Source organism: Carboxylicivirga longa (assembly GCF_050589825.1).
Classification (GTDB): Bacteria; Bacteroidota; Bacteroidia; order Bacteroidales; family Marinilabiliaceae; genus Carboxylicivirga; species Carboxylicivirga longa.
Genome location: NZ_JBNGOZ010000007.1, coordinates 24,708 through 43,551, shown reverse-complemented (window position 1 = coordinate 43,551; position 18,844 = coordinate 24,708). Strand labels below are relative to the sequence as shown.

Annotated in this window: 12 protein-coding genes; 10 read left to right on the top strand and 2 right to left on the bottom strand. The window is 45.0% G+C overall.

Annotated features, from left to right (window positions below; all coding sequences use genetic code 11):
- Window positions 1-130: 130 nt before the first annotated feature.
- Window positions 131-571: a group III truncated hemoglobin gene (locus ACRD7A_RS07740; RefSeq protein ID WP_430810830.1), complete on the bottom strand. Its 441-nt coding sequence runs from the start codon at window positions 569-571 to the stop codon at window positions 131-133.
- A 109-nt stretch (window positions 572-680) separates the two neighbouring features.
- Between ACRD7A_RS07740 and ACRD7A_RS07735 the strand changes: the two genes are divergently transcribed.
- From ACRD7A_RS07735 to ACRD7A_RS07700, 8 genes are all read left to right on the top strand, one after another.
- Entirely contained in the window at window positions 681-3,602 is a 2,922-nt protein-coding gene (locus tag ACRD7A_RS07735; RefSeq protein ID WP_430810831.1) for an FAD-binding and (Fe-S)-binding domain-containing protein, read from the top strand.
- 346 nt (window positions 3,603-3,948) lie between these two features.
- Window positions 3,949-5,289 (top strand): NADP-specific glutamate dehydrogenase, encoded by a 1,341-nt coding sequence (gdhA, locus tag ACRD7A_RS07730; protein ID WP_430810832.1) that lies wholly within the window; start codon window positions 3,949-3,951, stop codon window positions 5,287-5,289.
- A gap of 145 nt (window positions 5,290-5,434) precedes the next feature.
- On the top strand, window positions 5,435-6,199 hold the full coding sequence (locus ACRD7A_RS07725) for a TatD family hydrolase (RefSeq protein WP_430810833.1): 765 nt from the start codon (window positions 5,435-5,437) through the stop codon (window positions 6,197-6,199).
- Between the two features lie 17 nt (window positions 6,200-6,216).
- Window positions 6,217-7,245 (top strand): asparaginase, encoded by a 1,029-nt coding sequence (locus tag ACRD7A_RS07720; RefSeq protein ID WP_430810834.1) that lies wholly within the window; start codon window positions 6,217-6,219, stop codon window positions 7,243-7,245.
- A 320-nt stretch (window positions 7,246-7,565) separates the two neighbouring features.
- The gene (locus tag ACRD7A_RS07715) at window positions 7,566-8,378 is read left to right on the top strand and encodes a MotA/TolQ/ExbB proton channel family protein (RefSeq protein ID WP_430810835.1); all 813 of its coding nucleotides are present in this window, start codon (window positions 7,566-7,568) and stop codon (window positions 8,376-8,378) included.
- Between the two features lie 8 nt (window positions 8,379-8,386).
- On the top strand, window positions 8,387-8,842 hold the full coding sequence (locus ACRD7A_RS07710) for a hypothetical protein (protein ID WP_430810836.1): 456 nt from the start codon (window positions 8,387-8,389) through the stop codon (window positions 8,840-8,842).
- Between the two features lie 39 nt (window positions 8,843-8,881).
- A complete protein-coding gene (locus ACRD7A_RS07705) occupies window positions 8,882-9,457 on the top strand; it encodes an ExbD/TolR family protein (protein WP_430810837.1) in 576 nt (191 codons plus the stop codon).
- Between the two features lies 1 nt (window position 9,458).
- Window positions 9,459-9,932, top strand: coding sequence for an ExbD/TolR family protein (locus tag ACRD7A_RS07700; RefSeq protein ID WP_430810838.1), 474 nt, complete (start codon window positions 9,459-9,461; stop codon window positions 9,930-9,932).
- Between the two features lie 83 nt (window positions 9,933-10,015).
- On the opposite strand, the gene gdhA (ACRD7A_RS07695) is transcribed toward ACRD7A_RS07700, so the two are convergent.
- A complete protein-coding gene (gene gdhA, locus ACRD7A_RS07695) occupies window positions 10,016-11,368 on the bottom strand; it encodes an NADP-specific glutamate dehydrogenase (RefSeq protein ID WP_430817939.1) in 1,353 nt (450 codons plus the stop codon).
- A 225-nt stretch (window positions 11,369-11,593) separates the two neighbouring features.
- On the opposite strand from gdhA (ACRD7A_RS07695), the gene ACRD7A_RS07690 reads away from it, so the two are divergent.
- Complete coding sequence (locus ACRD7A_RS07690) at window positions 11,594-15,811, top strand: PEP/pyruvate-binding domain-containing protein (protein WP_430810840.1); 4,218 nt, start codon at window positions 11,594-11,596, stop codon at window positions 15,809-15,811.
- Window positions 15,812-15,839: 28 nt separating this feature from the next.
- The gene (locus ACRD7A_RS07685) at window positions 15,840-18,818 is read left to right on the top strand and encodes a PEP/pyruvate-binding domain-containing protein (protein WP_430810841.1); all 2,979 of its coding nucleotides are present in this window, start codon (window positions 15,840-15,842) and stop codon (window positions 18,816-18,818) included.
- Window positions 18,819-18,844 lie beyond the last annotated feature (26 nt).

Sequence of the window (18,844 nt, the reverse complement as noted above, 5' to 3'; positions counted from 1 at the left end):
TTTATTACATCTAGCAAGGCCTTCGTTTTCATGATAATGAAGCTGGTTTAATTAGTTCATGTGCAAGCGCCCTTGATTCATGGTGTTTGGGTGTATTGATTAATATGAAGTACTTTAATTACCTAAATTGTTATCCGAATGAAAGTCCGGACGCATCTCCGGGCAGTACAAAGCCACCCGGGCGTTGATCCACAATTTTTTTATACATTCCCCGCGCCATGTTTTGTGCGCGCATCCTGGCTTTGTCGGCGATGGGGCCTGTGTATAATTCATCAATGGTTTCGTGCCATAGCTGCACCCAGCGATCAAAGTGGGCTGTTGTAATGGCTTGTTTAAAGGCTTTGTCAATACCACTGTGGGCGCGTGCCGGGTTGCCATCAAAGCCCTTTTGATCCAATAGGTTGAGCGCCCAGAAATCGCTTAGCAACTGATAATGTTGTTCCCATGCCTCTGGTGTTTTAATGGCATAATTAAAAAATGGTCCCAGTGTGTCGTCTTTTTGTACCTTGCTATAAAAGGCTCGCACTAATTTCTCTATATCGTTGCGTGTTTGTAAATTTGGTTTCGTCATTTGTCTGTTTATTATCTATCTCCGAAACAGAGGTGCTGTAATTTTGTTTAGTGCCTATGATGTAATTTAAGATGATAGCGAGTGTAGATTAATTTTTGAATATTGCGCAATGGTAAAAGAGGTATACCCGTTTCAGCAGTTGGCTGATAAAATTAAAGGCGATCTGAAGCTTGATCAGACATCGAGGATTGCATATAGCACCGATGCCTCGGCTTATTTTGAAGTGCCGCTGGGGGTGGTAATGCCGCGCGATAATCTGGATGTGCAAGCGATTATTGAGTTTGCAGGGACTTATGGAATTACGCTGATACCACGCGCCGCGGGGACTTCGCTGGCGGGGCAGGTGGTGGGCAATGGTTTAGTCGTTGATGCCGGGCGTTATATGAATAAAATACTGGATCTTAATGTGGCGGAACAATGGGTGAAAGTGCAGCCTGGTGTGGTGCTCGATGAGCTCAATCAGTATCTGGCGCCGCATGGTTTGTTTTTTGGCCCGGAAACATCCACAGCCAACCGTTGCATGATAGGTGGTATGGTAGGTAACAATGCCTGTGGTGCGCATTCCCTTATTTATGGCAGTACGCGCGATCATACCCTGGCCCTAAAAGGTTACCTAAGTAATGGTGACGAGGTAGTTTTTGAGCGGATTAATAAGCGTGAGTTTGAGCAGAAGTGTCAACGTTCTTCCTTTGAAGGAGAAATTTATAAATCGCTAGGTGCATTGTTGAGCGATGAAAGAAACCGTGCTGCCATAAGTCGTGAGTTTCCGCATCCTGATATTCATCGTCGTAACACTGGTTATGCCCTTGATCAGTTAATGAGGCAATATCCTTTTGCCGATGGCGACGATACATTTAATATGTGTTCCTTGCTGGCCGGTTCAGAGGGGACGCTAATGTTCACTACGGAGATTACTTTACATCTTGTTGAAAAGCCACCGCAGCATAAGGGATTGGTTTGTGTGCATTTTAATCGACTAGCGGAAGCGCTGGAAGTCAATCTGATTGGGCTTAAATATCGCCCCGGGGCCATTGAGCTGATGGATAAAACCATTATGGATTTAACGAAGGAGAATGCCCTGCAGAATAAAAACCGCTTTTTTGTAGAAGGCGATCCCGCAGCGCTTTTGCTGGTGGAGTTTGCCCGGCACAGCCTGGACGAGGTGGAAAAGCAAGCTGATGCGATGATTGCTGAGATGAAGAATGCCGGCTTTGGCTATGCCTATCCGGTGTTATATGGGGCTGAGATAAGTAAAGTATGGAGTTTGCGTAAGGCGGGCCTTGGAGTATTGGCCAATATGCCGGGGGATGAGCGTCCGGTGCCTGTGATTGAAGATGCGGCTGTTCGTCCTGAAGATTTACCTGCTTTTGTAGCAGATATTACTGCCATGTTGGATGGCTATGGTAAAAGATGTGTTTACTATGCACATATAGGTTCCGGTGAGCTTCATTTAAGGCCGGTATTAAACATGAAGGATCCGCATGATGTGGATTTGTTTTATCAGATAGCCAATGACACAGCAGCCATTGTTAAGAAGTATCGGGGATCTTTGAGTGGTGAGCATGGTGATGGACGGTTGAGAGGTCAATTCATTGAAAAGATGGTGGGTGCACATAACTATGCACTTTTCAAAAAGGTGAAAAACATTTTTGACCCCAAGGCTGTGTTTAACGCCGGCAAAATTACGGATACACCCCCCATGAACAGCTCACTGCGTTATAAGCAAGCCGAGGAGGCGTATGAAAAGGAGGTGGTTTTTGACTGGTCTTCAACATTGGGGATGGTTCGGGCAGCTGAGAAATGTACAGGCTCGGGTGATTGTCGTAAGAGTCATCTTATTGGCGGTACCATGTGCCCCAGTTATATGGGTTCGCGCGATGAGCTGCAAACCACAAGGGCACGTGCCAATATGTTACGCGAGTTCTTTGCAGGTACCATACCATCTAATCGTTTAGGTTATGATGAGGTGAAGCAGGTGCTGGATTTATGCTTGTCATGCAAGGCCTGTAAAACTGAGTGTCCCAGTAATGTGGATGTGAGTAAGCTGAAGGCTGAGTTTATGCATCATTATCATCTGCGTTTTGGTATTCCGCTTAGTGCCCGCCTTGTTGCCGCCTTGCCAATAATCAATAAGTGGCTCATGCCGTTTTCCTACCTATACAATAGTGGTCTTAAGCTGACATTATTTAAACGATTGGCTCAGCTTGTTGTAGGGATTTCGGCCAAGCGGCAGTTACCGCTCCTGGCAAATCATTCTCTGAGTCATTGGAGTCGAAAGCGCAGCAGTCCAGCTGGTCTTTCAAAGGCTGTTTATCTTTTTGTAGATGAGTTTACCAATTATAACGATGTAAATGTTGGTGTGGAGACAATATTGTTGTTGGAGAAGTTGGGCTATGAAGTGCGGTTGATTGATAATATAGTGAGTGGTCGTACCTATCTGTCCAAGGGATTGCTGGATAAAGCGGCGCGTATTGCCCGAAAAAATGTGATACAATTGTCTGCTACTGTTTGCCATCAAGCACCGTTGGTGGGCATTGAGCCGTCGGCCATATTAAGCTTTCGCGATGAGTATCCTGAGTTGGTGGGGGCGGAGCTAAGGGAGACGGCGAAGGAGTTGGCGGCGAATACTTATACTTTTGAGGAGTTTATGGTGCGGGAGCAGGATTCCGGACATATTGATGTTCATTTGTTTGAAGAGCAAGCCCGACAAATTAAGTTCCATGGGCACTGTTACCAAAAGGCTCTTTCGGATACAGGCCTCACAAAAAAAGTGCTGGAGTTGCCGCTTAATTATACTGCTGAAGAAATTCCGTCGGGCTGTTGCGGTATGGCCGGTGCCTTTGGCTATGAGCAGAAGCATTACGACTTGTCCATGAAGATTGGTGAGTTGGTTTTATTACCTGAAGTACGCAAGCATAAAGACCAATACCTTATTGCGGCAGCCGGCACTTCATGTCGGCATCAGATAAGCGATGGAGCAGGTGTAAGTTCCTTGCATCCGGCACAGGTGTTATACCGTGCCTTAAAATAGCCGTTGAAGTATACATAATCCATGGAGTAGCTTGGCTTCCGAATTGATGGATAGTAAGTGTATTTTTTGCGTTATATACAGGCTTTGGGAGTGTTTTAAAAACATGACAAATGACACATGCTTACAATTTTGGACAATCTATTGATGTTGCTTGAGGTGATATATGTCAGGAAGTGCTAAATAACATGTTTAAAATAGATATATGTAACTAATAATCAATACTTAGTGTTTTTATTGGTGACATTGAAAATATCTTACAAATTATAAGGTGGTTATATAAAAATGTCTATTTTTGAAGCATAATATTTTACAACTAACAAGATCCAACATTTAATACCTATTCAATATGGACGCTAAGATGAAAGAATTCATGGATGGTGTAAGGGTAAAAAACCCTGGTGAAGACGAATTTTTGCAAGCAGTGCAAGAAGTAGTAGAAACCGTATGGGATTTTTATCAGGAAAATCCTCACTACAAAAAGGCTAAGATACTAGAGCGTATGTGCGAGCCAGAGCGGGTTGTTATGTTCCGTGTTCCCTGGGTTGATGACAGTGGCGAAGTGCATGTTAATCGTGGCTATCGTGTTGAGTTTAACTCAGCCATTGGTCCTTACAAAGGTGGTATTCGTTTTCACCCCAGTGTAACTTTAAGCGGACTTAAGTTCTTAGGCTTCGAGCAAACGTTTAAGAATAGTCTAACCACACTGCCCATGGGGGGAGGTAAAGGAGGTTCCGACTTCAACCCAAAGGGCAAGTCAGATTATGAAATTATGCGTTTCTGCCAAGCCTTTATGAGTGAACTATTCCGTCATATTGGTCCTAATACCGACGTACCAGCCGGTGACATTGGCGTTGGAGGCCGTGAGGTAGGCTATATGTTTGGTCAATATAAGAAATTACGCAACGAATTTACAGGTGTGCTTACCGGCAAGGGGCGCGAGTTCGGCGGTAGTCTTATTCGTCCGGAAGCAACGGGATTTGGTGCTATTTATTTCGTTCGCGAAATGCTGGCAGCCAAAGGAGATAGCATGAAAGGTAAAACTGTGGCAATTTCAGGATTCGGTAACGTGGCCTGGGGTGCTGTGCTAAAAGCTGTTGAGTATGGTGCTAAGGTAGTGACCATATCCGGACCCGATGGTTATATCTATGATCCTAATGGTATCTCGGGTGAAAAGATTGATTATATGCTGGAGCTGCGTGCTTCAAATCAGGATATCGTAGCGCCTTATGCCGAGCGCTTTGCTGGTTCTGAATTTTTTGCCGGGAAAAAGCCTTGGGAGCAGAAAGTAGATATTGCTATTCCTTGTGCTATTCAGAATGAGCTCAATGAGGAGGATGCCAAGACGTTGATCGCCAATGGTTGTGAGATTCTGGCTGAAGCATCGAACATGGGCTGTACAGCTGAAGCAGCCTTCCTGGCCAGCGAGAAGATTACTTTTGCGCCGGGTAAAGCAGTGAATGCCGGTGGTGTTGCTGTTTCCGGTTTGGAGATGACACAGAATAGTATGCGTCTGAACTGGTCGCGCGAAGAAGTGGATGAGCGCCTGGATCAGATTATGACCGATATTCATGCTGCCTGTTTAAAATACGGGGCAGAACCCAATGGTAAGGTAAACTACATCAAAGGAGCAAACATTGGCGGTTTTGTGAAAGTGGCCGACGCAATGATGGCTCAGGGTATTGTTTAAATATTTTCAGGATGCAACAAATACAAGGCCGTCTCCTCCCCGGGGCGGCCTTCTTGTCATACCTGCGTGAGGCAAAATACCTATGGATACACACGAAAACTCAATAAACATTGGTATTTTTGGAGCTTACTAAAAGAAAATAACGGTGATTGATACACACACGCATATTTATTTGCCCGAATTTGATGTCGACAGAGATGATGTGATTCGTCGCGCCAAGGAGGCCGGCGTAGAAACATTGTTGCTGCCCAATGTGGATGAGACAACCATAGCGGCTATGCATGAGCTGGAAACGTGCAGCGCAGGTTATTGTCAGTCCATGATGGGTTTGCATCCTACCTCGGTAAAGGCAAATTATGAAGCTGTTTTGCAAATTATTAAAAAACACCTTGATACCCGCCCTTATGTAGCTGTGGGTGAGGTGGGAGTTGACCTTTATTGGGATAAAACCTACCGTAATGAGCAGACGCAGGCTTTTGAGCAGCAGATAATTTGGGCTAAGCAGAAAAACTTGCCCCTTGTGATACATTGTCGCGATGCCTTTGATGAGGTTTTTGAAGTGGTGGATAAACATGCCGATGAGCATTTGCGGGGTGTATTTCACAGTTTTGGCGGTGGCGATGCTGAGGCACAACGTATAATGGACTATGGTAATTTTATGCTCGGTATTAACGGGGTGGTTACTTTTAAAAACACTAATCTGCGCGAGGTACTTGCGAAGGTGCCGATGGATTATTTGGTGCTGGAGACCGATGCTCCTTACTTGGCACCGGTTCCCAAGCGAGGACGACGTAATGAACCCTCTTATTTGGGAAAGATAGCCGAAACCATTGCTTCAGTTAATAATTGTAGCACCGAAGATGTGATAAATCAAACAACGGTGAATGCCCAACGGTTATTTGCCCTTTAACGAATGAGGAGTTTTTGATGGAAGAAAAAAAGATACTGATCATATACACCGGAGGTACCATTGGTATGGTCATCGATCCGGAGACCAATTCGCTTGTGCCCTTCGATTTTGAAAGTATCTCCAGGCATGTGCCCGAATTGCGGAAGTTCGATTTTCAGGTGAAGAGTATCTCTTTCGACCCGCTTATTGATTCATCCGATATGCATCCGGACGTTTGGATTAAGCTGGTAGGTCTTATCGAAGAAAATTATTCTTTGTTTGATGGCTTTGTCATTCTTCATGGTACCGATACGATGGCCTATACAGCCAGTGCTTTAAGTTTTATGCTGCAAAATCTTAAAAAACCTGTTGTGCTTACCGGTAGTCAGCTGCCGCTGGGTACCATACGTACCGATGGTAAGGAAAATCTGATCACCGCATTGGAGATTGCCGCAGCTCAGAAAAATCGTATGGCCCTGGTGCCTGAGGTGTGTATTTATTTTAAGGATAAATTATTCAGGGGAAACCGCACCACAAAATACAATGCTGAACATTTTCATGCTTTTCGCTCCGATAACTATCCACCGTTGGCCGAGGCGGGGATTCACCTTAAATACAATTATCCATATATTCGGTATACAACGCTTAATGGAGTTTTTCGGGTGGCTACCAAAATGGATACCAATGTAGCATTATTAAAAATTTTCCCGGGTATTAACCAGGATGTGGTAAAGGCGGTACTGAATGCTCCCAATATAAAAGCGGTTGTATTGGAGACTTATGGCTCAGGCAACGCGCCAACCAAACAATGGTTTTTAGATGAGGTGAAGTTGGCCTTGGATCGGGGTATAATTATTTTAAATGTTACGCAATGTCTGGCCGGGAGTGTGGAAATGTGGCGTTATGAAACGGGTGTGCATTTGCTCGGGTTAGGTGTGGTTAGTGGTTATGATATGACAACCGAGGCGGCGGTTACTAAGCTAATGTATCTGTTGGCCAATACCTCGTCCAATGAAGAAGTGAAGGCTGGGTTGAATAAATCGCTACAGGGAGAGATTCATATTTAAAGCAAGGGGCGTAGCAGGTACATCCATTTTGCCGCGCCTCACATTGAATGATTGGCAAAGGGTTTGATTAGTGCGTTGATAGTTAATAGTTTGTAATTTTAATTCGAGCAGCCCTAATCAGCCCTTGGACAATATGTTGCAGATAACGAAAATTAACAGTTCAAAGTTTGTATTTGACTTTTTTTTTGTAATTTGCAACCCTGAAAAATTAAAGGGTTTGAACCTTTTTTCACCTGTTTTATCGGGCTATGAGAAGGGGACAACATTAAACTATTTTGAGTATTAACAATACTAATACAAATCAAAATTTTTAGCAGACTATGAAAAAGCTATTTGCGTTTTTAGCAGTAATTGGAATGCTGAGTGCCGGTGCTAATGCCGTTTACGCTCAGGAAGAAGAAGGTGTAGCCGGTGAAGCTACAGAACAGGTGTCACAGGAAGCGGCATCAAGTGAAACTCCTGCTGCGGCCGTTGAAGAAGATGTGGCCGAAGCTCCTAAGGGTATTCACAAGCAGATAAAAGCCAAATTTATCGAAGGTGGTGCAATGTTTATGAGCTTTGTACTTTTAGCCTTGATCTTTGGTTTGGCAATCTGTATCGAAAGAATTATTTACCTGAACTTGGCTTCTACTAACACTAAGAAGTTGCTTCAGAACATCGAGAACGCCTTGAATGACGGTGGTGTTGAAGCAGCGAAAGAAGTGTGTCGTAACACAAGAGGTCCGGTAGCTTCTATTTTCTACCAGGGACTTGATCGTTTCGACGAAGGTATCGAAGTTGTTGAGAAATCAGTTATTTCTTACGGTTCAGTACAGATGGGTCTTTTGGAAAAAGGTTTAACCTGGATTTCATTATTTATCTCGCTTGCACCTATGCTTGGTTTTATGGGTACAGTAATCGGTATGATTGAAGCGTTTGATAACATTCAGGCAATGGGTACTATCTCTGCAACCGCTGTAGCGGGAGGTATTAAAGTGGCCCTGATTACCACAGTATCTGGTTTGATCGTAGCCATCATCCTGCAAGTATTCTACAACTACATCGTATCTAAAATCGATGGTATTGTAAATACTATGGAAGATGCTTCTATCTCATTGCTTGATATTTTGGTAAAATATAACATGAAAAAATAATTGTCATTATGACTAAGCTTTCAAAAATCTTAAGTAGCGTTTTATACCTGCTGCTAGCCGTAACCTTGGTTTTTGCCGGAATGTTCTTTTTCGGGCCATGGTTAACAGAGGCAGACGGTGTAGCGCACGACACGCCGGTGTATACCGAGTCGTTCCTTAATTGGGCGAAGTTGTTGATTTATATTGCAGCCGGTGTATCCGTATTATTTGAAGTGTTCCACTTAGTACTGAATCCAAAAAATGCAGTTCGTTCGCTAATATCGATTGCTATTTTGGGGGTAATTGTATTGGTGGCCTACAGCTTGTCTGATGACACGCCGCTTCACCTAATCGGTTATCAAGGTCCTGATAACGTTCCAAGCATGTTAACCATGGCGGGTACCATGTTGTATGGAACATACCTCTTGTTTGGAATCGTTGTTGCAGCGATTTTGTACACAGAGTTATCGCGTCTGTTTAAATAATGGCCCGATCCCTTTGGGGATCATAAATATTAATTATCTATGGCAAAAAGAGAAGTACAAGAAGTTAATGCAGGGTCAATGGCAGATATTGCTTTCTTGTTACTTATCTTCTTCCTGGTAACCACTACCATGGATACCGATACTGGTTTAGCAACGCTTCTTCCACCACCGGTGGAAGAAGAGCCTGAAGATACGCCCCCTGTTAAAGAGCGGAACGTATTTACAGTGCTAATCAACAGCCAGAATCAGTTGTTGGTAGAGGGTAAACCAATGGAGATAAGGGACCTGACGGAAGCAGTGAAAGAATTTGTTGTCAATCCAAACGATGATGAAAACCTACCGGAAAAGAATGTTAAGGAGGTTGAATTCTTTGGTACTGTGGAAATCGGAAAAGGTATAATATCTTTACAGAACGACCGTGATACTGAATATCAGACTTATTTAATGGTGCAAAACGAATTGTCGCGTGCCATCAATGAGTTGAGAGAGGATCTTGCTAAAAAGAAATTTGGTAAATCTTACGAGGAGCTCGAGAGCGAAGAGCAAAAAGCTATTCGTACCATTTACCCGCGTAAAATTTCAGAGGCAGAACCTAAAAACATAGGAGGAAACTAGCATGGCAAAGTTCAGAAAAAAGAAGAGCGGTGGCCAGCAAGCTATTAACACGGCCTCGTTACCCGATATCGTATTTATGTTGCTTTTCTTCTTTATGGTATCAACAACCATGAAGGAGGTAGATCTCAACGTAGTAGTGAGACCTGCTCAGGCAACAGAATTGGTAAAGCTTGAAAGAAAAGAGTTGGTAACCTTTATTTATGTAGGGGTGCCGGCCAAAAAGTATCAGTCTTTATACGGAAGTGAACCTCGTATTCAGCTGAACGATCAGTTTTCAACAGTGGAAGACATTCAGAGTTATATCGCACAGTCGCGTGATAACATGACGGAAGCCGACCAATCGAAGATGATTGTATCGATCAAAGCTGATAAAGAGTGTTCAATGGGTATTATCACTGATATTAAGCAGGCTTTGCGTAAGGCGGCAGCATTGAAACTTAACTATTCAGCTGCTGAATTAGTTCAAAACAGATAATTTATTTATCGTGATATAAAAAAAGAGGGAAGCGTATCGCTTCCCTCTTTTTTTATGGTTATTGATCTTGGGGGTGATCGCATTTAAACAGCGCCTTGCGCCATCATGGCGTCTGCTACTTTTACAAAGCCTCCAATGTTAGCGCCATCCACATAATTGACGTAATCGTCACTTTTTCTGCCGTATTTACAGCAGGTGGCGTGTATGCTTTGCATAATCAGGTGAAGCCGCTTATCTACCTCCTCGGCGGTCCAGTTCAGACGCATACTGTTCTGTGTCATCTCTAGTCCCGATACCGCTACGCCGCCGGCATTGGCAGCCTTACCCGGTCCGTATAAAATGCCCTTATCAAGAAATACCTCTATGGCCTCGGGTGTTGACGGCATATTCGCTCCTTCTGATACGCAGATGCATCCATTGCTTACCAATAGTTGTGCTTCTTCCTTATTAATTTCATTCTGGGTGGCACTGGGCAGTGCAATCTGTGCTTTTTCGGCCCAGGGACGTTTGCCTTCTTCATACTTCACACCGTATTTATCGGCATATTCTTTAATGCGACCCCGTTTATTATTTTTCAGGTACATTACATACTTTAACTTCTCATTGTCAATCCCGTCCGGATCATAAATATAACCACTGGAGTCGGAGAGAGTAAGCACTTTACCTCCCAACTGATTGACTTTTTCAACGGTGAATTGCGCCACATTACCGGAGCCTGAAACCAATACCGTCTTTCCTTTGATGTCTTCTCCGCGTGTTTTTAGCATTTCCTGTGCAAAGTATACATTGCCATAGCCGGTTGCTTCGGGTCGTATGAGACTGCCGCCCCAATTCAGGCCTTTACCGGTTAATACACCGGTAAACTCATTGGCAATGCGTTTGTATTGACCAAAAAGATAGCCTATTTCGCGTCCGCCTACGCCTATGTCGCCTGCCGGAATGTCGGTGTTGGCACCTATGTGTCGGTGTAATTCCGTCATAAAGCTTTGGCAAAAATGCATTACTTCATTGTCCGATTTGCCCTTGGGATCAAAATCACTACCACCTTTGCCACCTCCCATGGGTAGGGTTGTAAGGCTGTTTTTAAATACCTGTTCGAAGGCAAGAAACTTGAGAATGCCCATGTTAACGGTGGGGTGAAAACGCAGACCGCCCTTGTAAGGACCAATGGCGCTGTTCATTTCAATGCGGTAGCCCCTATTCACCCGCATCATACCCTTGTCATCGACCCAGGGAACGCGGAAGATTATGATACGCTCGGGTTCAACGATGCGTTCAAGGATACGCGCGTGCTTATACTTAGGATGCTCACTCAAAAAATGATCGAGTGATTCAACGACCTCGTGTACGGCCTGATGATATTCCGGTTCGGCCGGATTTTTTGCAATTAATTCAGCCATAAAGGCATTTGTTGCAAGTGATGAAGAATGTGACATAATTGTGCAATTAAAGAGTTGCTATTGGGCGATTTGCACCGCCAAGAGGCAGGTAGCAGCGAATAGCTCATCAATCACCCATATTGGGATTAACAAGGAGTAGTTAGCAATGATAAAGGTAGAAATTTTATTTTTGATAAGCGAGTTCACGGAAGACTAATGCAGGCTAATTGGCCTTGTGTTTTCAACTTTTTGTGTAACTTATGCATTTTATACTTGATTATAATGACAAAGACAAGGCCTCACAGATCATCTACGGAACCGGGTTCGCAGCGCGTGCTGTTGGCATTGGATAAGGTACTGGCTATGCTACAACAGGATGGCGCTGTATCAGCCAGCCTGCAAAGCGTTGTTGAAAGCATGATTGATGGCTTTTCACATAAGGATGTGTGCATTCGTATTCGTTATGGTAACAAAACCTTCCAGAGCGAAGGCTTTGAGGAAAGTATGGCGGGTCTCACCGAACGATTTTCAACTATTGATGGGGCCAAAGGGGTTATTGATGTTTATTACCGCAATGAGCATGCCCCCAGAGATGAAGGTGCTTTTACACGCGATGAACGATCTTTGATTAATCAGGTGGCGCGTATGATTAGTGATTACCTGAACAAGGGACTGGCTCAACAGCAACATTCCGAATCCATAGAGCGATTGAAGGAGTTATCAACGATTAATCGTACTACACGTATCATCAACGAAGGGAAATCGGTAGATGGTGTGCTACAGCAGATTGCTTTTATCGCTCCGCAGGGATGGCAATATCCGGAATATACCGTGGCGCGCATTCAGCTGGGGGACAAAGTGTATACAAGCGAATATTTTATTGAAACGGAATGGGTGCAGACACAGCGATTGCAAACACGGGATGGGCAGCATGGATCCATCGATATATTTTATACCAAGTCCTTCCCCGCCGTTAATGGAGATCCTTTTCTGCCTGAAGAGCGCGACCTGTTAATCACCTTATCGCGCCTCATCACTGATTTTATGAATGATCGGCTGGCCGCCCGTGAAATGCGAGAGCATGATGAGCGTTTGAAAGAATTGCATACCATCAACGAAACCGCACGTATACTGGCGCTGCAACTGCCGCCCCGCGATACCCTGCAGCAGGTTGTTGATAAGCTGCCGGCTGGTATGCAGTATCCTAATTATTCGGTGGCACGGATACGTTTCGAAGAGGCTGAGTTTGTGAGTCCCGGTTTTGCTGAGACGCCCTGGCTATTGCATCATTCCTTTGAAACGATACATGGAAAAAAGGGAAGCGTCGAAATTTATTATCTCAAAGAGTTGGCCAAAACGCGCGAAGAGCTGTTTCTGAATGAGGAGAATGACCTGGTGCTAAACCTCTGTCATTTAATAGTGGGCTACCTGAATGGTTTGGAGGCGCGCCGTCTGATGGAGCGCGTAAAATCGCACAGCAGTATGGATCGGCGAAAAATGTCGGCAACATCGGCCGAGGAGGGACGTAAGCCCGGTAAGCACCTGCTGCAAAACTTTATGCACCACAACAATGCGGCTCGTGATATCTATCACGATCTGATGCCCTTCAGGGTGAAAGAAATATTGCTGGTGGCAACCCTGTACGATGCTTATGCCATTGAAAACGAAGGGCGCTTTACCGAACAGGTGATGGGCGGTTTTCATCAGTTGCACCTCTCGCTGCTGCCGCGGGTAACCGGGGTTACCACCTACGAGGAGGCCATCAGTAAACTTAATGAGAAGCACTTTGATTTGATTATTGTGATGGTGGGTGTGGAGAAGCAAAAACCCATGGTTTTGAGTCAGATGGTGAAAGAAGAGTATCCTTACATTCCTATTTTTATGCTGCTTAATAGCGATGCCGATATTCCTTATTTTCAGGAGCGGCAGCAGGAGCTAGGCGTACTCGATGAGATTTATGTGTGGAACGGTGATCCTAAGGTTTTTTCATCCATGGTGTTTCACCTTGAGGATCAGGTGAATATTGAGAATGATACGGCTATCGGGCTGGCGCGGGTCATTTTACTGGTGGAAGACTCGGTTACCTATTATTCCAAGTATTTGCCTTTGCTGTACGCCAGTGTGTTGGAGCAAACCAAGCGACTGATTGATGATGTGAAGGAAGATGAGTTGTATGGGGTGCTGCGCCTCAAGGCCCGACCCAAAATTATACTGGCCCGCACTTACGAAGAGGCACAGGCCATCATTGATAAATATCGCGATTACCTGTTGTGCATGATCTCTGATGTGGAGTTTTCGCGAGAGGGAAAGCTCGATGTGAATGCCGGCTTTGACCTGGTAAGCTATGCCAAGCAACAGATCAAAGACTTGCCGGTGATTCTTCAGTCGGCCAAGATAGAGTATTCGCAGGATGCCTACGAGCTGAAAACTGTTTTTATTAACAAGTATTCCGACAGCCTTATTCAGGATATTAAAACTTTTATCAGTCGTTACCTGGGCTTTGGTAATTTTGTGTATAAAGATGCGGGCGGCAGAACCATTGCGGTGGCACGTAACCTTAAAGAGTTTGAGCGTGCCATGCGCACTGTACCCGTGGAGTCCATCGTTTACCACGCACGTAAAAATCATTTTTCCTTGTGGCTGATGGCACGGGGGGAGATAAAAATTGCCCGTAAGATTGCGCCCTATCGTATTTCTGACTTTGAGGATTCTGAACATATCCGCTCGTATCTGCTGGATGTAATAACGCATCATCGCGAAGAGAAGAACCAAGGCAAGGTCATTGCTTTTGACGAGGTGGATGCCATCGATGATACCAAAATAGTAAGCTTGTCGGGTGGCTCGCTCGGGGGTAAGGGAAGGGGGCTATCTTTTATCAACACCCTGTTATTTAATTTTGATTTTGAGCGCCACGTGCCCGGTATTAAAATTCGAACTCCCCGCACTACCGTGGTGGGAACCGATGAGTTTGAGATGTTTATTGAACGTAATAAGCTGCGCGACGTTGCTTTTCGCGACCTGAGTTATCACCGTATTAAGAAGCTCTTTATGGCGGGTGAGTTGTCATCCAGCCTTGTTCAGCGCCTAAAGCGCCTGTTGGGTTTGTTTACCGGGCCGCTTGCCGTTCGCTCTTCGGGACTGCTTGAAGATAGTTTGAAGCAGCCCTTCTCAGGTGTGTTTGAGACCTATCTGCTGCCTAATAATGCCGATACACCGCAAGCGCGCTTGCAGGATCTCTGTAATGCGGTTAAGCTGGTGTTCGCCTCGGTATACAGCGATAGCGCCCGTGCTTTTACTGAAGCCGTTGATTTTAAAATTGAAGAGGAGAAGATGGCGGTGGTAATACAGGAAGCCGTGGGTCATCAGTATGGCCAGGTTTTTTACCCTTCCATCAGTGGGGTGGCACAGTCGTATAATTATTATTCCTTTGGCCATATGAACCCTGAGGATGGTTTCGCAGTGATGGCCCTGGGTTTTGGTAAATATGTGGTAGATGGCGAGAAAGCCTTGCGCTTCTGTCCTGCCTATCCCGATTTGGATAATAATGCACCCAAAGATCAACTGAAGAATTCACAGACTGAGTTTTATGCCATCGACCTGGAAAAGAAAGAGCTGAACCTGCTGGAGGGCGACATGGCCGGATTAAAACGCATGGATATTTATGATGCTGAGATGCATGGCACCTTAGCGCATCTGGCCTCGGTATATAACCCCGATAACAATACCATACAGGCCGGGCTGGATGCAAGTGGTCCGCGCATTATCAATTTTGCCGACATTCTAAAATACAATTACATCCCGCTGTCGAAGACGCTGGAGGTGGTGCTCGATGTGGTGAGGGAGGCCATGGGTGCGCCCGTTGAAATTGAGTTTGCGGTAGATCTGAAGAAAGATAAAGAGGGGCGGGCTACTTTTTATCTTTTGCAGATTAAGCCCTTACTGGGGAGTGACCAGAACTACAGCATCGATATGGCACACATTAATCCAGACAGGATATTATTGCAATCGGTACAGAGCATGGGCAACGGCATCAATGAAAATATTTCCGATATTATTTATGTTGATAGCGAGTCCTTTGATAAAGCGCAAACACGAGCGATGAGTAAGGAAATTGAGCAACTCAATGCTAAAATGAAGAAGTCTGGACGACATTATATTTTGATTGGTGCCGGCCGCTGGGGTACGCGTGATCCTTGGATTGGTATTCCGGTTTCATGGCCTCAGATAGGACATGCTAAAATGATTGTAGAAACGGATCTTGATGATTTTCCATTGGAAGCATCCGGAGGATCACATTTCTTTCATAATGTTACCACTATGCAGGTGGGCTATTGCTCGGTAGTGCGCAGCGAAGCCGAATCCTTCATTAATTGGGAGCTGCTGAAGCAGGGTCATGAGGTGGAGCGAAGCACTTATTTTCGCCACGTTCGCTTTGATCGCCCCCTTAGTATTCGGATGGATGGAAAAAGAAGGAAAGCAGTAGTTACTTTGCCGGAATGAAAGGCGGAGTGGTTTAAATAAATATTGAATGACAAAATTACAAACGATACACGAGGGAAGCTATTTTTCAGAAATGGCTTTTGACCGCCTCATGCAAAGGCGCATACACAAGGTGCTGTTAATATGCAGCGGGTATGATGCCTTTATGCTTGATGAAGATGGCCGCATCGACGAGCAGCTATTTAATGAATATGTTTCCTTAAACTTACGTTATCCGCCTCAGTTCATCCATGTTGAAACGTCGGAGGCTGCCATGGAGGTGCTGGAGCGTGAGCACATAGACCTGGTAATTACCATGCTCAGTATCGGGGGGATGGATCCTTTCTCCATGGCAAAAAAGGTAAAATCTTCATATGCTCAAATACCCATTGTTGTACTTACGCCTTTTTCGCGTGAGGTATCGGTGCGAATGCGACGCGAAGACACAAGCGCCATCGATTATGTTTTTTGCTGGCTGGGCAATGCCGATATAATGCTGGCCATTATTAAGTTGATTGAGGATACAATGAACGTGGAGCACGATGTGGAAGAAGTAGGCGTTCAAACCATATTGCTGGTGGAAGACTCGGTGCGTTTCTATTCCAGTTATCTGCCCTTGATTTATCGGATCATATTAACCCAGGCTAAAAAGTTTATGGACGAAGGACTTAATGAGCATCAGAAGATGATGCGCATGCGAGGACGTCCAAAGATATTGTTGGCCCGTACCTATGAAGAAGCCATTGCTGTTTACGATAAGTTTGAAGATAATCTCCTGGGTATTATCTCTGATGTTTCGTATGAAAAAGAAGGCGTGAAGGATAGTGAGGCGGGAATTAAACTGGCAAAATATGTGAAGCAGCGCAATAAATACATGCCCTTTTTGCTTCAGTCATCCAATAGGAGCCTTGAAACTACTGCCAAAGATTTGCGGGTGGGTTTTCTTTATAAACATTCCTCTTCTTTACTGCGTCGTCTCAAACATTTTATTAACAAATACCTGGCCTTTGGCGATTTTGTTTTTATCAACCCACAAACAGGTCAGGAGGTGGGGAGAGTAAGTAATCTGAAGGAATTGCAAGAGCGGCTGTTTCAGATACCTGATGAGTCCTTACTGTACCATTTCCAGCGCGACCATGTATCAAAGTGGCTGAATGCCCGTGCCTTGTTTTCGGTGGCTGAGGTGATTAAGCATTTGCGTGTGGATGATTTTGATAATTTAGATGCTACTAAGCGCTTTTTGATCGACACCATCGCGCAGTTTCGATACAACAAGGCACGGGGTGTTATTGCCAAGTTCTATCGCGATAAGTTTGATGAGTATCTGACATTTACCCGTATTGGCGATGGTACCATTGGAGGTAAGGCCCGTGGGCTTGCCTTTCTTAATCTGCTGATTAAGAAATACAATGCTTTTCACGCTTTTGAGGATGTCATCGTAACCATACCACGCACCGTGGTGCTGAGTACCGACGTGTTTGAAGAGTTCATGGAGAGTAATAATCTGTACCCCACAGCCTTGTCAGAACAGAGTGATGAGGAGGTGCTGGCTGCCTTTTTACAGGCTCATCTGCCAGAGCGCATACACGGCGACCTCAGTAAGTTCATCACCATATCACGGGGGCCGGTAGCAGTGCGTTCTTCCAGTGTATTGGAGGATAGCCATTATCAGCCTTTCGCGGGTATCTATTCAACCTATATGATTGCCAATGATGATGCTGAAGAGGTGGTGCTTGACCAGCTTTGTAATGCCATTAAGTGCGTTTATGCTTCCGCCTTTTATAAGTCAAGTAAGCGGTATATGGAAGCGACTATGAATGTGATTGATGAAGAGCGTATGGGCATTGTCCTGCAGGAGCTTGTGGGGCAGCGCCATGGCGATGTGTTTTACCCAACTTTTTCGGGGGTGGGGCGCTCGGTTAATTTCTACCCTATCGATCCGGAGAAAGCCGAGGATGCTACCGTTAATGTGGCCATGGGCCTGGGTAAGTACATTGTGGAAGGGGGGGCTTCCTTACGCTTCTCGCCCAAATACCCACAGAAGATACTACAGTTGTCAAGCACCGATATGGCAGTGCGCGAAACGCAGAAGCATTTTTTCGCCCTCGACATGAAATCTGCTAGTTTTCACCCTTCGGTGAATGATGCGGTTAATCTTGTAAAGATGGATGTGAAGCAGGCCGAAGACCATGGAACCTTACGCTGGCTGGGCTCAGTTTATGACTATGATAATCACATGATTCGTGATGGTTTAATGGCCAAGGGATTACGTTTGGTAACCTTTGCCAATGTGTTAAAATACGATGCCTTTCCTTTGGCTCCCATCATCAATAAAGTGCTGGAGATAGGGCAGCGCGAGATGAACCAGCCTGTAGAGGTGGAGTTTGCTGTGGACCTACAGGTACCGCAAGGTCAAAAGCCGGTATTTTATCTTTTGCAGATCAGACCCATTGTTGATTCCAAAGAAACCATCCAGGAAAACTTGGAGGAGATTCAACCGAAAACTACGCTAATTCATTCGATGTCGGCTTTGGGCAATGGTGCTATTGATGATGTCAGGGACATTATATATGTGAGGAACGATAATTTTAAACCGGCCAATAATCATAAGCTAGTGCCCATATTTGATCGGTTGAATGCTCCGTTTCATGCACGGCAGCAGGGTTATGTGCTTATTGGGCCGGGGCGCTGGGGCTCGCAAGATCCATGGCTGGGTATTCCGGTGAAATGGACCCAAATATCCGGGGCAAGACTCATTGTGGAGATGGGGCTTGAAAATTACCGCGTGGATCCCAGTCAGGGTACCCATTTTTTTCAGAACCTGACGAGCTTGCGTGTAGGATATTTCACTGTAACCCCCAGCGTGAATGATGGATACGTGAATATGGCTTATCTTGATGCCTTGCCTGCTGTTTATGAAGACGATTATATACGACATGTGCAGTTGCCCGCGCCCTGTTGTATTAAAATAGATGGGCAAAAGGGTATTGGTGTTGTGCTACCGCCCGATGCTGCAAAGGACAAGTAGTAAGTTCTGAAAGTTCCATAATAATA

Bases quoted from the DNA above. Each gene is read 5' to 3' on its own strand.
- ACRD7A_RS07740 (WP_430810830.1), bottom strand. From the start codon at position 571: ATGACGAAACCAAATTTACAAACACGCAACGATATAGAGAAATTAGTG.
- ACRD7A_RS07735 (WP_430810831.1), top strand. From the start codon at position 681: ATGGTAAAAGAGGTATACCCGTTTCAGCAGTTGGCTGATAAAATTAAA.
- gdhA (WP_430810832.1), top strand. From the start codon at position 3,949: ATGGACGCTAAGATGAAAGAATTCATGGATGGTGTAAGGGTAAAAAAC.
- ACRD7A_RS07720 (WP_430810834.1), top strand. From the start codon at position 6,217: ATGGAAGAAAAAAAGATACTGATCATATACACCGGAGGTACCATTGGT.
- ACRD7A_RS07715 (WP_430810835.1), top strand. From the start codon at position 7,566: ATGAAAAAGCTATTTGCGTTTTTAGCAGTAATTGGAATGCTGAGTGCC.
- ACRD7A_RS07710 (WP_430810836.1), top strand. From the start codon at position 8,387: ATGACTAAGCTTTCAAAAATCTTAAGTAGCGTTTTATACCTGCTGCTA.
- ACRD7A_RS07705 (WP_430810837.1), top strand. From the start codon at position 8,882: ATGGCAAAAAGAGAAGTACAAGAAGTTAATGCAGGGTCAATGGCAGAT.
- ACRD7A_RS07700 (WP_430810838.1), top strand. From the start codon at position 9,459: ATGGCAAAGTTCAGAAAAAAGAAGAGCGGTGGCCAGCAAGCTATTAAC.
- gdhA (WP_430817939.1), bottom strand. From the start codon at position 11,368: ATGTCACATTCTTCATCACTTGCAACAAATGCCTTTATGGCTGAATTA.
- ACRD7A_RS07690 (WP_430810840.1), top strand. From the start codon at position 11,594: ATGACAAAGACAAGGCCTCACAGATCATCTACGGAACCGGGTTCGCAG.
- ACRD7A_RS07685 (WP_430810841.1), top strand. From the start codon at position 15,840: ATGACAAAATTACAAACGATACACGAGGGAAGCTATTTTTCAGAAATG.